The sequence below is a fragment of the Aquimarina sp. AWH4_224 genome, assembly GCF_056160245.1.
Genome location: NZ_JBSWWU010000002.1, coordinates 380,965 through 396,986, shown reverse-complemented (window position 1 = coordinate 396,986; position 16,022 = coordinate 380,965). Strand labels below are relative to the sequence as shown.

Annotated in this window: 19 protein-coding genes; 8 read left to right on the top strand and 11 right to left on the bottom strand. The window is 36.0% G+C overall.

Features of this window, described 5'->3' with window-relative positions:
* Nucleotides 1-24: 24 nt before the first annotated feature.
* Entirely contained in the window at nucleotides 25-711 is a 687-nt protein-coding gene (locus tag ACXAGJ_RS05115; RefSeq protein ID WP_474837724.1) for a hypothetical protein, read from the bottom strand.
* A 297-nt stretch (nucleotides 712-1,008) separates the two neighbouring features.
* On the opposite strand from ACXAGJ_RS05115, the gene ACXAGJ_RS05110 reads away from it, so the two are divergent.
* Nucleotides 1,009-1,755 carry a DUF6261 family protein gene (locus tag ACXAGJ_RS05110; protein ID WP_474837722.1) on the top strand — a complete coding sequence of 249 codons (747 nt, stop codon included), beginning with the start codon at nucleotides 1,009-1,011 and terminating at the stop codon, nucleotides 1,753-1,755.
* A 161-nt stretch (nucleotides 1,756-1,916) separates the two neighbouring features.
* On the opposite strand, the gene ACXAGJ_RS05105 is transcribed toward ACXAGJ_RS05110, so the two are convergent.
* Nucleotides 1,917-2,390, bottom strand: coding sequence for a hypothetical protein (locus tag ACXAGJ_RS05105; protein WP_474837720.1), 474 nt, complete (start codon nucleotides 2,388-2,390; stop codon nucleotides 1,917-1,919).
* A 346-nt stretch (nucleotides 2,391-2,736) separates the two neighbouring features.
* Here ACXAGJ_RS05105 and ACXAGJ_RS05100 point away from each other — a divergent pair, with 346 nt between their 5' ends.
* Together ACXAGJ_RS05100 and ACXAGJ_RS05095 are read left to right on the top strand one after the other, a co-directional pair.
* Nucleotides 2,737-3,036 (top strand): hypothetical protein, encoded by a 300-nt coding sequence (locus tag ACXAGJ_RS05100; RefSeq protein ID WP_474837718.1) that lies wholly within the window; start codon nucleotides 2,737-2,739, stop codon nucleotides 3,034-3,036.
* A gap of 2 nt (nucleotides 3,037-3,038) precedes the next feature.
* Entirely contained in the window at nucleotides 3,039-3,809 is a 771-nt protein-coding gene (locus ACXAGJ_RS05095; protein WP_474837716.1) for a hypothetical protein, read from the top strand.
* A 4-nt stretch (nucleotides 3,810-3,813) separates the two neighbouring features.
* On the opposite strand, the gene ACXAGJ_RS05090 is transcribed toward ACXAGJ_RS05095, so the two are convergent.
* Together ACXAGJ_RS05090 and pheS are read right to left on the bottom strand one after the other, a co-directional pair.
* The gene (locus ACXAGJ_RS05090; protein WP_073315905.1) at nucleotides 3,814-4,209 is read right to left on the bottom strand and encodes a hypothetical protein; all 396 of its coding nucleotides are present in this window, start codon (nucleotides 4,207-4,209) and stop codon (nucleotides 3,814-3,816) included.
* 27 nt (nucleotides 4,210-4,236) lie between these two features.
* The gene (gene pheS / locus ACXAGJ_RS05085; protein WP_474837713.1) at nucleotides 4,237-5,256 is read right to left on the bottom strand and encodes a phenylalanine--tRNA ligase subunit alpha; all 1,020 of its coding nucleotides are present in this window, start codon (nucleotides 5,254-5,256) and stop codon (nucleotides 4,237-4,239) included.
* A 208-nt stretch (nucleotides 5,257-5,464) separates the two neighbouring features.
* Here pheS and ACXAGJ_RS05080 point away from each other — a divergent pair, with 208 nt between their 5' ends.
* Nucleotides 5,465-5,794 carry a winged helix-turn-helix transcriptional regulator gene (locus tag ACXAGJ_RS05080; RefSeq protein ID WP_474837711.1) on the top strand — a complete coding sequence of 110 codons (330 nt, stop codon included), beginning with the start codon at nucleotides 5,465-5,467 and terminating at the stop codon, nucleotides 5,792-5,794.
* 10 nt (nucleotides 5,795-5,804) lie between these two features.
* The gene (locus tag ACXAGJ_RS05075; RefSeq protein ID WP_073315908.1) at nucleotides 5,805-6,095 is read left to right on the top strand and encodes a DUF1330 domain-containing protein; all 291 of its coding nucleotides are present in this window, start codon (nucleotides 5,805-5,807) and stop codon (nucleotides 6,093-6,095) included.
* Between the two features lie 64 nt (nucleotides 6,096-6,159).
* Here the strand turns inward: ACXAGJ_RS05075 and ACXAGJ_RS05070 are convergent, their stop codons facing one another.
* The 6 genes from ACXAGJ_RS05070 to ACXAGJ_RS05045 all read right to left on the bottom strand — a co-directional run bounded on the left by ACXAGJ_RS05070 (nucleotide 6,160) and on the right by ACXAGJ_RS05045 (nucleotide 11,580).
* Entirely contained in the window at nucleotides 6,160-6,861 is a 702-nt protein-coding gene (locus tag ACXAGJ_RS05070; protein ID WP_474837709.1) for a ceramidase domain-containing protein, read from the bottom strand.
* A 97-nt stretch (nucleotides 6,862-6,958) separates the two neighbouring features.
* Nucleotides 6,959-7,378, bottom strand: a complete 420-nt coding sequence (locus ACXAGJ_RS05065) for a lipocalin-like domain-containing protein (RefSeq protein ID WP_474837707.1) — start codon at nucleotides 7,376-7,378, stop codon at nucleotides 6,959-6,961.
* A 142-nt stretch (nucleotides 7,379-7,520) separates the two neighbouring features.
* Nucleotides 7,521-7,877, bottom strand: coding sequence for a hypothetical protein (locus ACXAGJ_RS05060; protein WP_473284322.1), 357 nt, complete (start codon nucleotides 7,875-7,877; stop codon nucleotides 7,521-7,523).
* Between the two features lie 78 nt (nucleotides 7,878-7,955).
* Nucleotides 7,956-9,089: a hypothetical protein gene (locus ACXAGJ_RS05055; protein ID WP_474837704.1), complete on the bottom strand. Its 1,134-nt coding sequence runs from the start codon at nucleotides 9,087-9,089 to the stop codon at nucleotides 7,956-7,958.
* 6 nt (nucleotides 9,090-9,095) lie between these two features.
* A complete protein-coding gene (locus ACXAGJ_RS05050) occupies nucleotides 9,096-9,971 on the bottom strand; it encodes a sugar-transfer associated ATP-grasp domain-containing protein (protein WP_474837702.1) in 876 nt (291 codons plus the stop codon).
* Nucleotides 9,972-10,011: 40 nt separating this feature from the next.
* On the bottom strand, nucleotides 10,012-11,580 hold the full coding sequence (locus ACXAGJ_RS05045; protein WP_474837700.1) for a 7TM domain-containing protein: 1,569 nt from the start codon (nucleotides 11,578-11,580) through the stop codon (nucleotides 10,012-10,014).
* A gap of 71 nt (nucleotides 11,581-11,651) precedes the next feature.
* Here ACXAGJ_RS05045 and ACXAGJ_RS05040 point away from each other — a divergent pair, with 71 nt between their 5' ends.
* From ACXAGJ_RS05040 to ACXAGJ_RS05030, 3 genes are read left to right on the top strand one after another with little or no spacing between them, the layout of a single operon-like run.
* Nucleotides 11,652-12,164, top strand: a complete 513-nt coding sequence (locus ACXAGJ_RS05040) for an RNA polymerase sigma factor (protein ID WP_073315913.1) — start codon at nucleotides 11,652-11,654, stop codon at nucleotides 12,162-12,164.
* Between the two features lie 56 nt (nucleotides 12,165-12,220).
* Nucleotides 12,221-13,126, top strand: a complete 906-nt coding sequence (locus tag ACXAGJ_RS05035; protein ID WP_474837697.1) for a FecR family protein — start codon at nucleotides 12,221-12,223, stop codon at nucleotides 13,124-13,126.
* Between the two features lie 54 nt (nucleotides 13,127-13,180).
* Nucleotides 13,181-15,733 carry a TonB-dependent receptor domain-containing protein gene (locus ACXAGJ_RS05030; RefSeq protein ID WP_474837696.1) on the top strand — a complete coding sequence of 851 codons (2,553 nt, stop codon included), beginning with the start codon at nucleotides 13,181-13,183 and terminating at the stop codon, nucleotides 15,731-15,733.
* A 5-nt stretch (nucleotides 15,734-15,738) separates the two neighbouring features.
* On the opposite strand, the gene ACXAGJ_RS05025 is transcribed toward ACXAGJ_RS05030, so the two are convergent.
* A complete protein-coding gene (locus ACXAGJ_RS05025) occupies nucleotides 15,739-16,017 on the bottom strand; it encodes a hypothetical protein (RefSeq protein WP_474837694.1) in 279 nt (92 codons plus the stop codon).
* Nucleotides 16,018-16,022 lie beyond the last annotated feature (5 nt).

The following is a 16,022-nucleotide window of genomic DNA, read 5'->3' as shown; positions in this document are numbered from 1 at the left end:
AACAAATCACAGTTGACACACTAATTACTGTACTTTTAAAAGCACATTGTAAGTGCTGTTTTTTGGATTAAGGACTACTGGATACTCACCGGGTTTGATGATATTACTTTGTAAGCCTAGTTCTTGAGATAATTTTTGATCTAGCTTTATCGTATTTTTCAAATGATAAATGCTTGGTTGCGGAGAAGGGTCTCCTAAACCTACAGCATTTATATTCATCAAATTGTTAGGTTGATAAAACTGTAATCCCAGAATTTCTTTGTTCATTACAAATGGAAAGGCAGTGGCCGTAGGCTGTTGCACAACGACTTGCAAATAATCCCTAATCGATCCAAATTTCCGAGGATCGATCTTGTCATAAATAATCCATGGGTCATTATAATCCCATCCACAAGGAATGATCTTACAAGGATCCCAAACTACTGGTGGGACATTGATTTCAATAGTTGGATCTGCATAACATTCCATGCTGATTCCACATAATAATCCATTGGTCTCATGGCATATACAATTATTACCCATTGGATCGCAAACCAGATTACCATACTCAAAAACAAATCTACATAACCTTCCCGAAGGTCCTTTTGAGCTAGATTCACCTCCAGAATAGGCAACAAATACTTCCTTGCTAGTTTCCTGAACGATTGGATCATTCTCATTTTGACATGACCAACAAAAAATAATGATCAGCCCCAATACTACTTTTTTCATAATTAAAACGGTTTTAAGTTAATACTGTATGAATCACACTTTGCACAAAAAGAACAAAGTGATCCGATAGGTTAATGTGTGATTTTGAAAAAGGTTAACACAAATTCAAAAAAAGTTGTTTTTTATTCGGCTGAAATCCTGAGACTTAGAAATTATTGATGCTATTAATTACTTTATTTTCTGGGTATTGCGGAAAGCCGTAAGAATTTTCTGTTTTTTTATAATAGCTTGGCCTCCAAATTTTAAAAGACACTGACTCAATTTGAGAATTAGCAGCCCTAAAATCTAGCTCAACTTATGTTTATCACGCCCAATTTTTATAGATTCAGAAATAGTGAGTTTATAGAATACCTTTCTGAAATACAACAGATTATTACCATAAACGACCCCAAAACATTGCAAGTTGTACCTCAACTAATTGGATTACATGATCATTTAGTTCGCTTAGAAGAAGTTTACAAAAAGCAACTCGGAAGCTCGGTTACCGCTACACATGAATTTTTGGACAAACGCAGAGACCTTGCTATTATAGGAATACGCATAGTGACCGAAGGATTTACCAATCACTTTGAACCAGCAAAACGTGCTGCTGCCCGGGTATTATTGCAAAGTATAGATCAGTATGTCGATGTGATCCATCAACAAAATTATTATGATAAAACGAACCTCATTCACAAACTCACCGAGGATTGGGGAAAAATAACGGTACTACGAGAGGGATTAGACACTTTGCAAATCACTGTATGGGCACAGGAGCTAAAACAAAGCAATATTTCTTTTGAAGATTTATATATCGCACATAACACTCAGTTTACAAATACGAGTAAGGTAAATACCATTGCATTGATTAATACCGCTAAAGAAAGCTTTACGGAACTAATTAATCATCTTACAGCGCAATCTATTCTTGAACCTCAAAAAGTCTTTAGTAAAGTAATTCATGAAATAAATATGCTGACCAAAAAGTACAATGCTTTGGTAGAAAAACGAGTCAAAGTTCTTTTGGACGTAGTCGATATACCTGAAAAAACCAATCCAAATTAGTTTCCCCAGACTAAGATATTTTTAGTAGTGGTTGCGTCTTTATTTGATTTGTACATGAGCCCTACTCATTTTTATTAGTGTAAAAGCAAATCATTGAAAAGACGAAAAAGCCTGTGTAACGTGCACAGGCTTTTAAATTAAACACTAAAAACAATTAAAAATTAAACTTTTGAATAAATAAATTTAAGCATCGTTCTAGGTCCCATATCCCGGTCTGTATATACTGCCGAGATAATAAGGTCCCCGTTTTCGAGGGTTACTTTGGAGCCTACAAGCGAAAGTGCATTATCTTTATCATAAACAAAAAGAAACATTCCTCCTGGTCCTTTTTTCCAGTCGCCTCTGGTATCATTACTGTTTTTTGCACATTCGCCAGCGATACTGGAATTTTCGTAGTAACTTTTCTCTACAAATCTTCCACTTTTCATGATCTCCAAGGTCGTTGCCTTGTCGCATATCGACAAAGGAAACTCCTTCAAAGGGGTATCTCCTCCTTCATTGCTATACTCTTGCTTTAGTTTCCATGTTCCTACAATAGTAATGTCTTGTGTTTTAGTACCACTACTACCGCAGGAAAAGAACAACACGCCCAGTATAGTTAATCTCGCTACATAAGAGAGTAAAAGTTTTTGCATATATTCTATTTCCAGTTACCATGCAAAAATCCGAAAAAAAATTCAAATTAACAAAAAATTAACGCTAAAATGTGTATTTCATCGTTTATTATTGCATTTTATCGTGTTGAATTCAAAATAAATTACTCTCATTAATCCTATTAAAATCCTATCATATTGTTATATTTTAGAATAAAAAAAAGTATAAAAACCACTTCCTTTTTTGAATCATTATTAATTTGAAAAACTTGTTTTATACTTTTTTTAGACACGTCAAGTTGTAAAGCAAAATAAGGAACTTTACAATACGTTTAAATTTCAATCAATATATTTGCTATAAGCAACAAGTTTGACAAATCAACCTAAATTGAAACAAACAACGGTCACGTCATTCATAATTTCCTTAGTTTACATCTCGCTAGGTACTTATGATTATTTCTCTGATTTAAAATTGTCAGAATATGTTGATTCCATTTCCGATGGTTTGGATTTAATTTTGATACTGCCCTCAAACCTTTTTGGAATTCTATTTCGGAATTTAGGAATGCTCATTACTGATTCTGAGTTGTTTTTCTTTTTTGGACAAATCATTGGACTCATTATCTATACATCAGCATTATACGGGATGATTACCTTAATGAAATTAGTACTAACCAAAAACCCCTAGATATGGTAATTTTTTATGGTAGATACTCAATACGAACAAAGACATATACTCATCAAGAACTCAATTTACCTGCCGAGTATAGTCATCTGAAGTTTCAGTTATATCAGAACTTTTTCTTTTTATTTTTTATTCCGGTATTCCCTATTACCAAATTCTGGAAAGTAAAAAACAATACTACCGACAAGGAAGTAGGCACTGATGCTCAATTAAGAACCTTGCTTAACAAGGCTGAAGCCCGAATCAAAACTCCGTATTGGGCGTATACAGGTTTTATTATTCTTATGATCCCAGTACTACTGCTAATTGGTCTATTGGTAACTAACATGACCAAAGAAGTTTCGAGATCGGTAGGTAGAGGCTTTGAATCTGTTGAAAAAAGAAAAGAAAATGACAAACTCAACGAAGAAACCGTTGCATTAATCAAGTCTGCAGCAAACAAAGATATGTATCATATCAAAATGATCGAAATGATTCCTAAGATCAATGTTGCAGGAAGAAGAGAAGGATTTAAACGGGGAGAAAGAGCAGAGTTAACCTACACTTTATCTAGTTCCTCAGAAGATAGTGTAGTACTTCAACTATCTAAACACGACTACCATTGGGACAAAGTCGTTCTAAAAGAGGAGGTAACTGTTGCCAAACAAGATTTAATCAACATTTCCGGAAGCTATAAAACCTTATACCTTTATGAGAAGATCAAAATCAATGACCAGCTTATAAAAGCCGAAGCTGTTTTTGCTATCGATAGAATTGAAAGTGTTGACCCTTATTAAGGAATTATTTTACCAAAACACCGCGCTGATCCATTACCGGAAGTTCTTGGAAAGCATTTTCGTTGATGGTATTTTTTCTGAAGACATATTTTTTGTCATACAATTTACCATCGGCAAAAAAGGTTACTGTAAATTCATTATTCATACTGAGTAATTCTTCCTGAATCATCTCAATTTTTGCAGAAGATTTTGCGGCTATGGTGCCAATACCATGTCGTAGTAATGATGTTTTGCGATCACCGTCATATCCTTTGGTCACCACCAATACCATTTCTATAGCTGTATCTCTGTCGTTAATGATATACGAATTCCAGTCCTGAGCCAGAAACTCCTCGTTCCATTCCTTAACCACGGCAACATATACATGTTCTACAACAGGTATTTCGATATCTTTCTTCATTCTTCGGTATCTTGATTAAGAGAAGATTTATAAAGTAGGTTTGAATTGCTCCAAAAACCGAACGTCATTTTCGCTCAGCATTCTGATATCAGAAATTCCATAGAGCAATAATGCGATGCGATCAATTCCCATTCCGAAAGCAAAACCACTGTACTCTTCTGGATCGATATTACAGTTTTTAAGAACATTAGGATCTACCATCCCGCAACCCATAATTTCTAACCAACCTGTTCCTTTGGTCATTTTATAATCAGTTTCGGTTTCTAGTCCCCAATATACATCTACCTCTGCACTAGGTTCTGTAAAAGGGAAATAGGACGGACGTAATCTAATCTTAGACTTTCCGAACATCTCAGTAGTGAAATATTGTAACGTCTGCTTTAAATCTGCAAAGGATACATTCTTATCAATATACAAACCTTCTACCTGATGAAAGAAACAATGAGATCTTGCAGAAATCGCTTCATTTCTATATACTCTTCCCGGAGATATCGTACGTATCGGAGGTTGATTGTTTTCCATATAACGCACCTGTACAGAGGATGTGTGTGTACGCAATAAAATATCAGGGTCAGTCTGAATGAAAAAGGTATCCTGCATATCTCTTGCAGGATGGTACTCCGGCAAATTCAATGCGGTAAAGTTATGCCAATCATCCTCAATTTCAGGACCTTCACTTACATTAAACCCAATACGAGAGAAAATTTCGATGATTTGATTTTTTACCAAAGATATAGGATGTCTTGACCCTAGCTGAATAGGTTCTGCTGGTCTAGAAAGATCTCCATACATTCCTTTTTCTTCATCTTTGGATTCTAACTCATCTTTTAAAGACTTTACTTTACTTTCAGCAGCTGTTTTAAGTGCATTGATCGCTTGGCCAAATTCTTTCTTTTGATCATTGGCTATATTTTTAAATTCTGAAAAAAGATCATTAACCAATCCTTTTTTACCAGAAAATTTAATTCTGAATGCTTCTACCTCTTCTTTGGTTTTTGCACTGAAGCCTTCAACCTCAGCGATGTATTCTTTAATCTTGTCAATCATCGATTATCCTCTTAGTAAGAAGGCAAATTTATAGCTTTTAGCCTAAATTATGAATGTTTTTAAAAGGATATTCTCTAGATTCAAAAACAGCCAGTATGATTCATCTCTGGATTCTTATTCAGAACACTTCAGAAAAATTGCTATCTTTTTTGTAGCATAGCTACACTTTTTGTAGCTTTGCTATGTTTTTAATAGCAAATAAAATCATATGTCATTCCCAACACCAGGAAAACCCGTAAGAGGATCCAAATCTGGTAACCATTTGATGGCGCTCTTCGATCTATTAGGACGTAGCTGGGCCATGGGTATCATTTGGAGATTGAATGAGGGTCCTTGTACTTTCAGGGCGCTTCAGGAACGATGCGAATCCATATCTCCCTCTACTCTTAATAAAAGATTAAAAGAATTAATCACAGCTGCTCTTATCCAAAGAACTGTAGAAGGGTATGGCTTAACAGACAAAGGAGAAGAAATTTTTCAATTGTTGCATCCTCTGGAAACATGGGCCAGAACATGGGCAAAAGAGTTTAATCCATAAAAATAATGTTATGAACAAAGTAAATTTAGTAATCGTTGGGACAATTAATCCCAACGAAAAGGAAGCCTTATCCTATTATGTAGAAAAAGTAGGCGAGCTATATCAAGAGGTAAGTGCCAAAAATGTAGGAAAATACAAGGTTTCCAAATCACTTATTGGCGAAAACACGCCTAGTTTGGTTTCGGTAATGGAATTTAATGATATGGATTCGTTGCAAGCGGTCTTTGAAGGGGCTGCCTACCAAGAATTATTGCCATATCGCGAAAAAGCGTTCTCCAAGTTAGAAGCGTACATAAGTTAACATCCATTGCAAAATGTTTAGGGGCTGTTGTATGCATTGGTTTGATCCATACAAGAGCCTCTTTTTATTTGGTTGTAGAAACTGTTTTTCTGTATAAACTATCTCTATACACATATAGCATCAAAAAGAAAACGGATATTCCTCCAAACAAATGCCATAACCAGTGGGTACCCATATACAACCAATCAACTTGTAAGAGTTTATCTGCACTTCTGAAACTTACTGCAATTACAAAACTGACGACACCCACAATTACCAACTCTTTGTATCTCCCTCTGGTTTTTACGAGGTACAAAGCAATTGGAAGAAGTACGGTAATTGCGGTAATGACATATCCCAAAGATATTCTTATCAGATCAGGCATTGGTAGCATCCTTACCACAAATGACGCAGTAAAAATGAGTACAATTGCAATCAACCGTTTCCACCAGTTTGTGTATAGTTTGAATATAAAGTAAAATACGGCCGACATGCATAACACCATAATCGGAACCCAATCCATCAATAACCAAATATCATGACTACGAGTGCCATGAAATACAGTCCCACCAATAAACCCTATGGTTAATACAGGCATACAGAATGCTAAAAAAGCATGTCTTTTCAAATCCTTATAAATATGAATCGAAAAATAAATGATGATGAAAAGAAAGATAAGATTGCTAAACGTATTGAAAGGCTCTACCGGTAACCTTCCCATCAAAGTTTCTCTATAAATAGGCCCGGAATCATTAGGAATATCAGAAAAAAGTAAACCTAATATCATAGTTTATTTTACTATAAATTTAGGTAAACTAAACTGAATCTACCAGCATTTTTATAGGTTGACTTCTAATCTACGTCCCACAATGCTAAAAGAGTGATTAGTTCTTTATCAAGATATCCCTTTGCAATATCTCTTCTCCCTGAAATTCAAATTGGGTCTCAATAGTAAAAACAGCTCCATTTTCACTGATAACACATGTATAGGGTTCTTCTCCATTTTCAACTATGGTATACTCATTATTCCCTAAATTTTTCCAGGTACCTTCTGCAGTATGAGACACTTCGCAGGTGCTGCCTGTAAGTTTATGAAAAGTGGATGTTAGTGTTCCATTTTCCAGAAAAATCACCTCATCAGATTTAAAACAGTTGTCTAGGGCAAACACCTCCCCATTGTGGAATCTTTCAGACAATGTCCATTTTCCAATAATAGGATCGGCGGTACTATCATTGTCGTCTGAGCTACATGAAGTAAAAAATAAAACATTGAAGATTACATACAGTAGAATGTTTTTTTTCATTGGTTATGCTATTGGTTTGATTAGTGTGGTTGTAGGTATGAGTAAAAATCATCCATCACAAAAATATCAACACCATTTACAATACTACATTCTAAGTTGTTAATTAAAATCTAAAAAATAACTCTTTACTAGTTGTGATAATTTAATCGATATATTGACTTACCAGAAAGTAATTTACGATCGCCTCTTTCATCAATACTGATTGTTCTCCTGCTTTAAGGTGCGGTAATTGTTCTTTTACCTTATAATGTGGCCATCCATCATCATCATAGTAATCAAACTCATAATATCCATAAGGTTCTAGTAGTCTGCATATAGCAATATGCATCAGATCAAGCTTCTCATCCTTTTTAAACCTACGATGCAGCTGCCCTAGTTCCTGAACTCCGATCAAATATATAATACCATCCAGATCCAAATCCTCTCCATCAGCAAATTGAGTAGAAAGTTTGTTTACCAAATGTTCCCAACGTTCTTTAAGTTTTTCGTCTCTCGCCATAATTCATTGCTATAAAAGCTAAGCGCTACAAAAGTAACGCTTAGCCTAAAAAAACAAACTATAAAAATCCGGGAAAAATTACAATTCCCATAAAATCCCAATCCCGGCGTACTGATTTCTATAATTCCTAAAAGAACGTGCATCAATATCTGTATAATTTGTACTTCGTATTCTAGAAAATACAGTCCCAGATATAGAAAATCCATTGCCAATTTTATGTGTAATGTCTAACCCAAAATTCGCATACTCATACTTCAACTTTTCGCCTATCAGTTCTTCGGTATTTCTTGCTTCGATCACATCGTAGTTTCTGGTTATGAAGGAAAAAGAGGAACGAATTTTAGTTAATTTACTTTTGAATACCATGGTAACTCCTGGACCATACTGATTAAATCCTGATCTATCTGTAGAATTATCTATACGTTTATAGTACATCAGGTCAGGGCTTATTTTAAAACGATTTCCAATAGGTAACTCATAAAACAGAGTTGCTTTTACATAATCCCAATCTCTCTCTCCATCGGTATCGATCTCGCTGGCATTAAAAGTGTCATATTTTCGTTTTTTTACATAGGCGGTCAACCCTATTTGATGTTCTTGTCTATCTACGGTAAAAGATTGTACGGTTGAGAACTGTATTCCGAATTCATTAAATTGTAAATCCCGAACTCCAAAAGCATCAAAGTCTTTGAAATTATAAAACCCTTTCAAGGTCATTTCGTTGGCGGTAAAAGGCACAAATTCTAACCCTCCAGATGCTCCATAGTTGGTATACCCCAATGGATTAATCAATACATTTTGATCTCCCCCTAACCCTTCTCGATTCATTCTTTTAAATCGTGCTTCGGCCAATAAAGTCAAACTTTTGCTAATTTTATGATCATATTTTACCGTTGTATTTAGACTCCAGTAACTGTCATCAATATTCTCATAAAAAATCCGGGAAAATGGATTGGCCAGAAATCGCAACCTGTTCTTCCCCCACTTATAACGATATCTGAAGATACCTGAAACATCTTGGTACGTACTACTGGAAATAAGGTCTTCTTTGGTGAGGAGTTGTCCATCAGATCTTATTTCTTCGGGACTTCTAAAATAATTATACTCATAACCTCCTTGTGTTTCCAATTTTAATGAGGTTTTACTCTGGGCCATTCCCATTGTGGTTATGAATAGTATGAAGAATTTCGTGATTACTTTTCGTATTTGCATAGCGTATTATTTTTCTCTTAAATAGTTTGTTTTCTCTATTGTTTCCTTTAATCCTTGTTGATTTACTAGTTGGATACCTAGTCCCGGACGTACATTGATTTCCATGATCTGAGGCCCTTTGTTCTTATCAATTACAATATCCACTCCCAGATAGTTGAGTGGAAAAGCACTAGCAGTATCCACAGATATTTTGATGATCTCTTCCCAATAAGGTATTGGGAGATCTTTTATTACAAATTTGCTATCTGGATGATAATTGTAGTACGACGTGCCATCATAGACCTGGGTCAATGTTCCTTTTTCCATGTCTATCCCTATTCCTACTCCATTTTGATGCAAATTGGCTTTTCCATCAGAGCGATCTGTTGGCATTCGTAACATTCCCATTAGTGGAGTTTGATTAAGGGTGATGATTCTAAAATCAGGTACTCCGGATGGATAAATTTTATCAAAAAAAGGGTCTGGTTCTATACATTCTTCGATCAACACTCTATCGTGAGACCCTAATGAATAAAACCCCATAATGGTTGCTGCCATATGCTGAAAAACCTGACGTTCGGTAACAATTTTACCACTGCTTGTCCAGTTTCCTTCGGCATCCTTTTTAAGAATTTTAATTCCTCCTCCACCTCTGCCTCGTGCGGGTTTGATCGCCAACGCATCATAGGTTTTGCATTGTTCCCAGGCAGATTTGATATCACTATTGTATTCGATCACTGCATAGGTTTCTGCACAGGGGATATTATATTGATGCAAAATTTCTTTGGTAAGCACCTTATCATCCGCCAGAGGGTAATATCTTTTTGGATTATTAGGGTAAATCAGCTTAATATTTCTTTCGTTCAGGCCGACGACCTTTTTTGTTTTTTTGTGTGATTTCATGGGTATAATGGTAGAAAGCATAGTTTGTTTATTTGTTTTTTTATCTGAGCAATGGTTTGAATCGATAGAACTCTACCCATCGAATTCCGATGTATCGTCCTAACAGCATCGCCATTGCGATAATAAGCAGTATACATTCTGGGAAGATGATTAGAATTGCGGGTAGCGCTTGCCAGGACAAAAGACCATAACATACTGTTGTTGCCAAAAGTGTTTGGAATAGTTTATCCAAAGCCAGTTTGTACCCATCTTCGATGGTAGCTCTAGAAAATCGTTCTGCCGCAATGGTTAATATGATCGTTGGGAAGAATGTGAGTGTCGTTAACCAGGTGATGTTATATCGTATCCCTATCATCGTGGCCAGAATCATAATCCCTACCATGATGCTTAGAGAAATTACCAGTTTTGGCGTATAGAGCAATCCAATTTTGTCAAATGGATATGACACTAACCCTACCAGTAAAATCAGACCAATAAAAAGTAGTAATCCGGATACAAAACCTGTATGTAATAGTGAAAAGGCAATCAACACCGGCAAGAACACTCCAAAAGTCTTCACCCCAACCACGTTTCGTAAAAATGCAATCAGCAACCCTCCTACTGGCAGCAATAAAAGAAGATTTAGTGCTCCTTGCGGAATCACATTTCCTTCTACCAGTCGCCATAACGAAATGTTGGATAATCCACGGATTTCTTCAGAATTTAATTTCAGAAATGGAATATGATTCAACGCATCAATCTGATAAGCATAATCAAATTGTATCCCCGAAGAATGCGTGATCAAGAACTCGTCTCCCTGGTAAATTTCTAAATAGTTTGATGGGATATATGCGTAATGATTGTTGAGTGCATCAAACGGTACCCACGTGGTGTCCATCAATACCTCTGCCCAAACATGAGAGGTTCTTTTGTTGATATTCTCCAAAATGATTCCTCCCTTTATTCTTGCTGGATATCCTAAGTTTCGGCACAAAGCCACAAACAATCTGCTTTTACCATTACAAGAAGCTCGATTTTGTTCCAAAGTGGTTACCGCATCCGTAAGCGTTATAATTGGCGCAGACGGGATACTTACTACATGATCAAAAAGTCTTTTGATACGTTCTTTATCATTTTGTGTTCCCTGGGTTAATTGCTTAGCCAGAGCACTTATCCTATCATCCTCAACCTGAATGTTTTTTGAAGGCATAAGATACTTCTCATCAACTTGAGGTTGCTTTTTAAAATCTGTAGGAATTTGGTATCGCTTTTCCTTTCCTTCAAAGATGAACTCGTAGTTCGAAGCATGGTAGGTATTTGCTTTTTTGGTATTCCAAATTGCCTTTTTGTTACCATTTATCAGAGCACGTTCTTCAAAATACAAAGTGCTATCACTTACATTTTTGTTTTTTGAAATCCGTTGCCGATCGTTACTCTTAGGAATAAAGGTTTTTACTGTAGTACTTTGATCTTCGCTTTTAAAAAAGTAGTTGTAATTGACCTTAAAAGCAGTTTGAGCATTGAAGGTGTCATAGTTATCAAATACTGGTTTCACCTTGAAAGCTATCGACAGTAATGCCATTGCTGTAATAAGAATCAGTGCGATTTTGAGATTTGTTTGGGAATTCATAATCCGTTATTTTTGGGTTAATAACAGGTGAATTCAAAATCACCCTACCTGAAATCGAAAAAAAAATTTTTATGGAGCAATCCTCAAAGTCTGTATGTGATCGTCCGGTTTTTACATCGCTATTCGAAACGCATGCGGAAACTGTTCGAAATTTTATCTACTACAAATGCGGGAATAAAGAACAAGCAGAGGATGTGATGCAAGAAGCTTTTATCAAATTATGGCATAACTGTAAAAAGGTCATCTACGAAAAAGCAAAAGGTTTTTTATGTACTGTAGCCAACAATTTATTTTTAAATCAGGTAGCTCACCAAAAGGTTCGATTAGAATACTCAAAACTACCTCATAGAAACAAGAATATTGAAGCCCCGGATTTTGTAATGGAAGAAAAGGAGTTTATGGACAAACTACAACAAGCTTTGGCAGAACTCCCTGAAGGACAACGAGAAGTTTTTTTACTAAATCGTATCGATAAAAAAACATATGCTCAAATTGCAGAAATGCTTGATATCTCTGTCAAAGCGGTAGAAAAGCGGATGCACAACGCACTAAAACATTTAAGAAAATTGGTAAAAAACATCTAAGTTAGGTAGGGTATTTTTTTACTTAACTGTTATGATGGTGATATGAGAGAAAAATTATGCTCAAGGATAATGAAAATACATACTTAGCAAAATGGCTGAATAATGAGCTGAATGCGGAAGATCTGGAGGAGTTAAAACAACTTCCGGAGTATGAAGATTATGACAAAATCATAACTGGATTGACCTATTTTAAAGCTCCGGATTTTGATGCCAAAAAGTCTTTAAATACTACTTTGGAAGGAATCGATGCCCCAGAATCAAAAACCAAAGTAATACCGCTCAAACCATTGTGGTATGCACTGGCAGTAGCAGCCTCGATCGCATTAATCATAGGGATTTTCTTCAATAAAGTTACTTATACTGCTTTGCCAGGTGAGCAGCTCGCAGTTGTTTTACCCGATGGAAGCTCGGTAGATCTTAATGCTGCCTCTACATTATCTCATTCTCGTTTTTTCTGGTCTCAGGATAGAAAAGTTAATCTTACCGGAGAAGCCTTTTTTAAGGTGACTTCGGGTACTAATTTTACCGTTGAAACGGAAACCGGGAAAATAGAGGTGTTAGGAACTCAGTTTAATGTAAGAAGCAGAAACACACAATTTCTGGTAGGTTGTTATGAAGGTAAAGTTCGTGTTTCTGCACAAGGTAATCAGCAAAAGGTACTTCAAAAAGGACAAGGTGTAATTTTGGAAAACAAAAAACTAGTGGATATTCAGGTTACCCAAAACCAACCCCTATGGACCAAAGGAGAAAGTCTTTTTGACAGCGTTCCTCTTTCGGAAGTGTTGGATGATCTCGAACGACAATTTGATATCAAAATCACTCGTACCGCTATTGATGAGCAGCAATTGTTTACAGGTGGATTTGTGTATGATGACCTTACTATTGCTTTAGAATCTGTGTTGGTACCTATGGGCATCGAATACGTCATTAATGGCAAAACCATTTCGCTATCAACAAAATAAATTATCAAAATATCAGATGACCAAAAATTTAAAAATAGTTCAAAATTACCTACTATGAGAAAGATGCTATTTCTGTTTTTGGTAATCACCTACACTACACAGGCACAAATCGTTAAAGAATACAAACAGACTCCACTACAACAAGTTCTATCGGAGTTATCTGAATCCTATGATCTTATTTTTTCATTTAGTGATGATATCGTTAAAAACAAGATCATAACTGTAGCGATACAAGATACACCGATTGATGAACTGCTTGTTATCCTTAAATCCTTAACCAATCTTAATTTCAAAAAAATATCCGATCGGCAAGTGATTGTTAGTGCTCCAGATAACAAAGTCGAAGTATGCGGATATCTTTTTGATGAAAGTACTAATGAGCCGTTATCCTTTGCCTCTATTAGTATTGAAAGCTCAAAAACAGGAACTATAGCAGCAGATGATGGTTTTTTTCAACTGGGAATGATTTCTCAGGATGAAATGATACAAATCGAATATGTTGGCTATCTGGATAAACGTATAAAAGCATCAGATTTTAAGACAGGAAGTTGCCCAAGAATCCCCATGTTTGTTACCACTACTGCTCTAGAAGAAGTGCTGATTGTAGAATATCTTACTACAGGAATTGATAAAAGCATCGATGGTTCTTTCTTGGTCACCAACGAAAATTTAGGAATTTTACCTGGTCAAAGTGAACCTGATATTTTACAAAGCATACAACTTATCCCCGGGATTAGTAGCCCCAGTGAAACTGTGACCGGAATCCAGATACGAGGAGGATCTCCGGATCAAAACCTCATCCTTTGGGACGATATTAAAATGTACAATACGGGGCATTTATTCGGGATGCTATCTGCATTTAATCCCTATATCGTTCAAGATGCAAAAATTTTTAAAGGCGGTGCAGATCCCAAATACGGAGATCGAGTGTCTGGAGTTATTGCTATTTCTAGTGATCGGGAAGTTCCTGAAAAATTCAACGGCGGTATAGGAATTAACGGCACTCATGCTGATCTTTTTCTAAAGGCTCCTCTTGGAAACAAAGTAGGATTAGTAGTTTCTGGTCGACGTTCTTATACTGATTTGGTTGAAACGCCCACCTACGATGCTTTTTCTGAAAAAGTATTTCAAAACACTAAAATTGTAGGTACTGCAGGTCCTGTTGATGAAGAAGAGGACGAAGAAATTGAAGAAGACATCGGATTCAACGACTTCTTCTTTTATGATACCAGCGCAAAACTAATCATTGCACCTTCAAAAAAAGATAAGATTATGGTAAGCGGTATTTATACCAAAAATGATCTCACTTTTGAAATCGACAACGAAGAAGATCTGATTACCGATGATTTGGAAATCAGCAATGAGGGCGCTAGTGTTTCTTGGGTAGGTTCCCGATCCAAACGTTTGGATCACGAGTTAAAAGCATACTACTCAAAATTTGATTCTGACTATTTGTTTACCATTCGAGAAGAAAACATTTTGGAAGAACAATCGATAAGACAAAATCGTGTAGAGGATGTCGGTATGGATGCAAATATCACTTATCATTTTGATCCTAAACATCTATTGACCTTGGGGTATCAATTTTCTAACAATGAAGTTTTTTATGCCATTACAATCGATGGTGAATTTGAGAACCCAGTGAATGAAACAGACTTGGTTAAAAACACAGCGAATACAATTTATGCTAACTATAAGTTTTTACCCAAAAATAAAGGACTCATTAATCTGGGAGTACGAGCCTCTCATTATTCGGTTGTAAATGATTTCTATATCGAACCAAGAGTGAATATAGAATATCCCATTGCTAAACACCTGCGTTTAAAAGCTACGGGAGAACTTAGATTCCAACCTATCAGTCAACTTATAGAATTTGAAGATACTCAGCTTCGCTTAAACAATGACCTGTGGGTTCATGCGAATAATGAAGAGATTCCTGTAGTAGAGAGTACTCAGTTTTCTGGAGGATTCCTGTTTTCCAATAATGGTTGGAATATAGAACTAGATGGGTACTATAAAAACATAGAAGGATTAACCTCTGCCACCAACGGCTTTAATGCCATAGCAACAGATCTATCTACTGGAGAAAGTAGGGTTTTTGGATTAGATGTATTGATTAAGAAGCGATTTAAGAATTTCAGAACCTGGTTAGGATACACCTTTAATGATATCGAATATACCTTTCCAGAAATTCAAACCAATCCTTTTCCCGGGAACAATGATATTACCCACAATTTTCAAATTTCGAATACCTTAAAAGTAAAGGATTGGGAGTTTTCTTTAGGATGGTTATGGCGCTCAGGAGCACCATTTACCGATGCAGATCTTGTAGGCGAAGAAATTGTATTTGGATCAGCAAATGCTTTACGCCTTCCTGCCTATCACAGAATGGACGTGTCTGCTATATATCGATTTAATTTTAATACCACAGGAAGTTGGAGAGGCCAACTAGGAGCATCTATCCAAAACCTGTATAGAAGACAGGTCCCTATAGCGGTGAGTTATCAGGTTGACGAAAACCCAAACACCGGAGATATTGAATTGGAGGTACTCCGACAAGAATCTCTTGGATTTACTCCCAATCTCATTTTCAGGATGTACTTTTAACAGGCCTACTTATTTTGATTTGTAACCGCAATAATCCTATCACGATGTAAAAATCGAATCAATGTGATTTCATTTTCTTTGGTTATGAATCCTAAAACGAAATAAAACCCAACACCCATTTTATAAGCTTTTGCCGTACCTGTGACTTTTCTAAACTTAGGCAGCTCGGCGATAGTATTCGCACTTTTAATAGCAGCAAAAACACTCTTTAGTTTTTCCTGCAAAGAAGAGTCTTGAGTCTCCTTGTAGTCGGCTGCAAATTGTGAGGATATCAAAAGTTCCATACGCT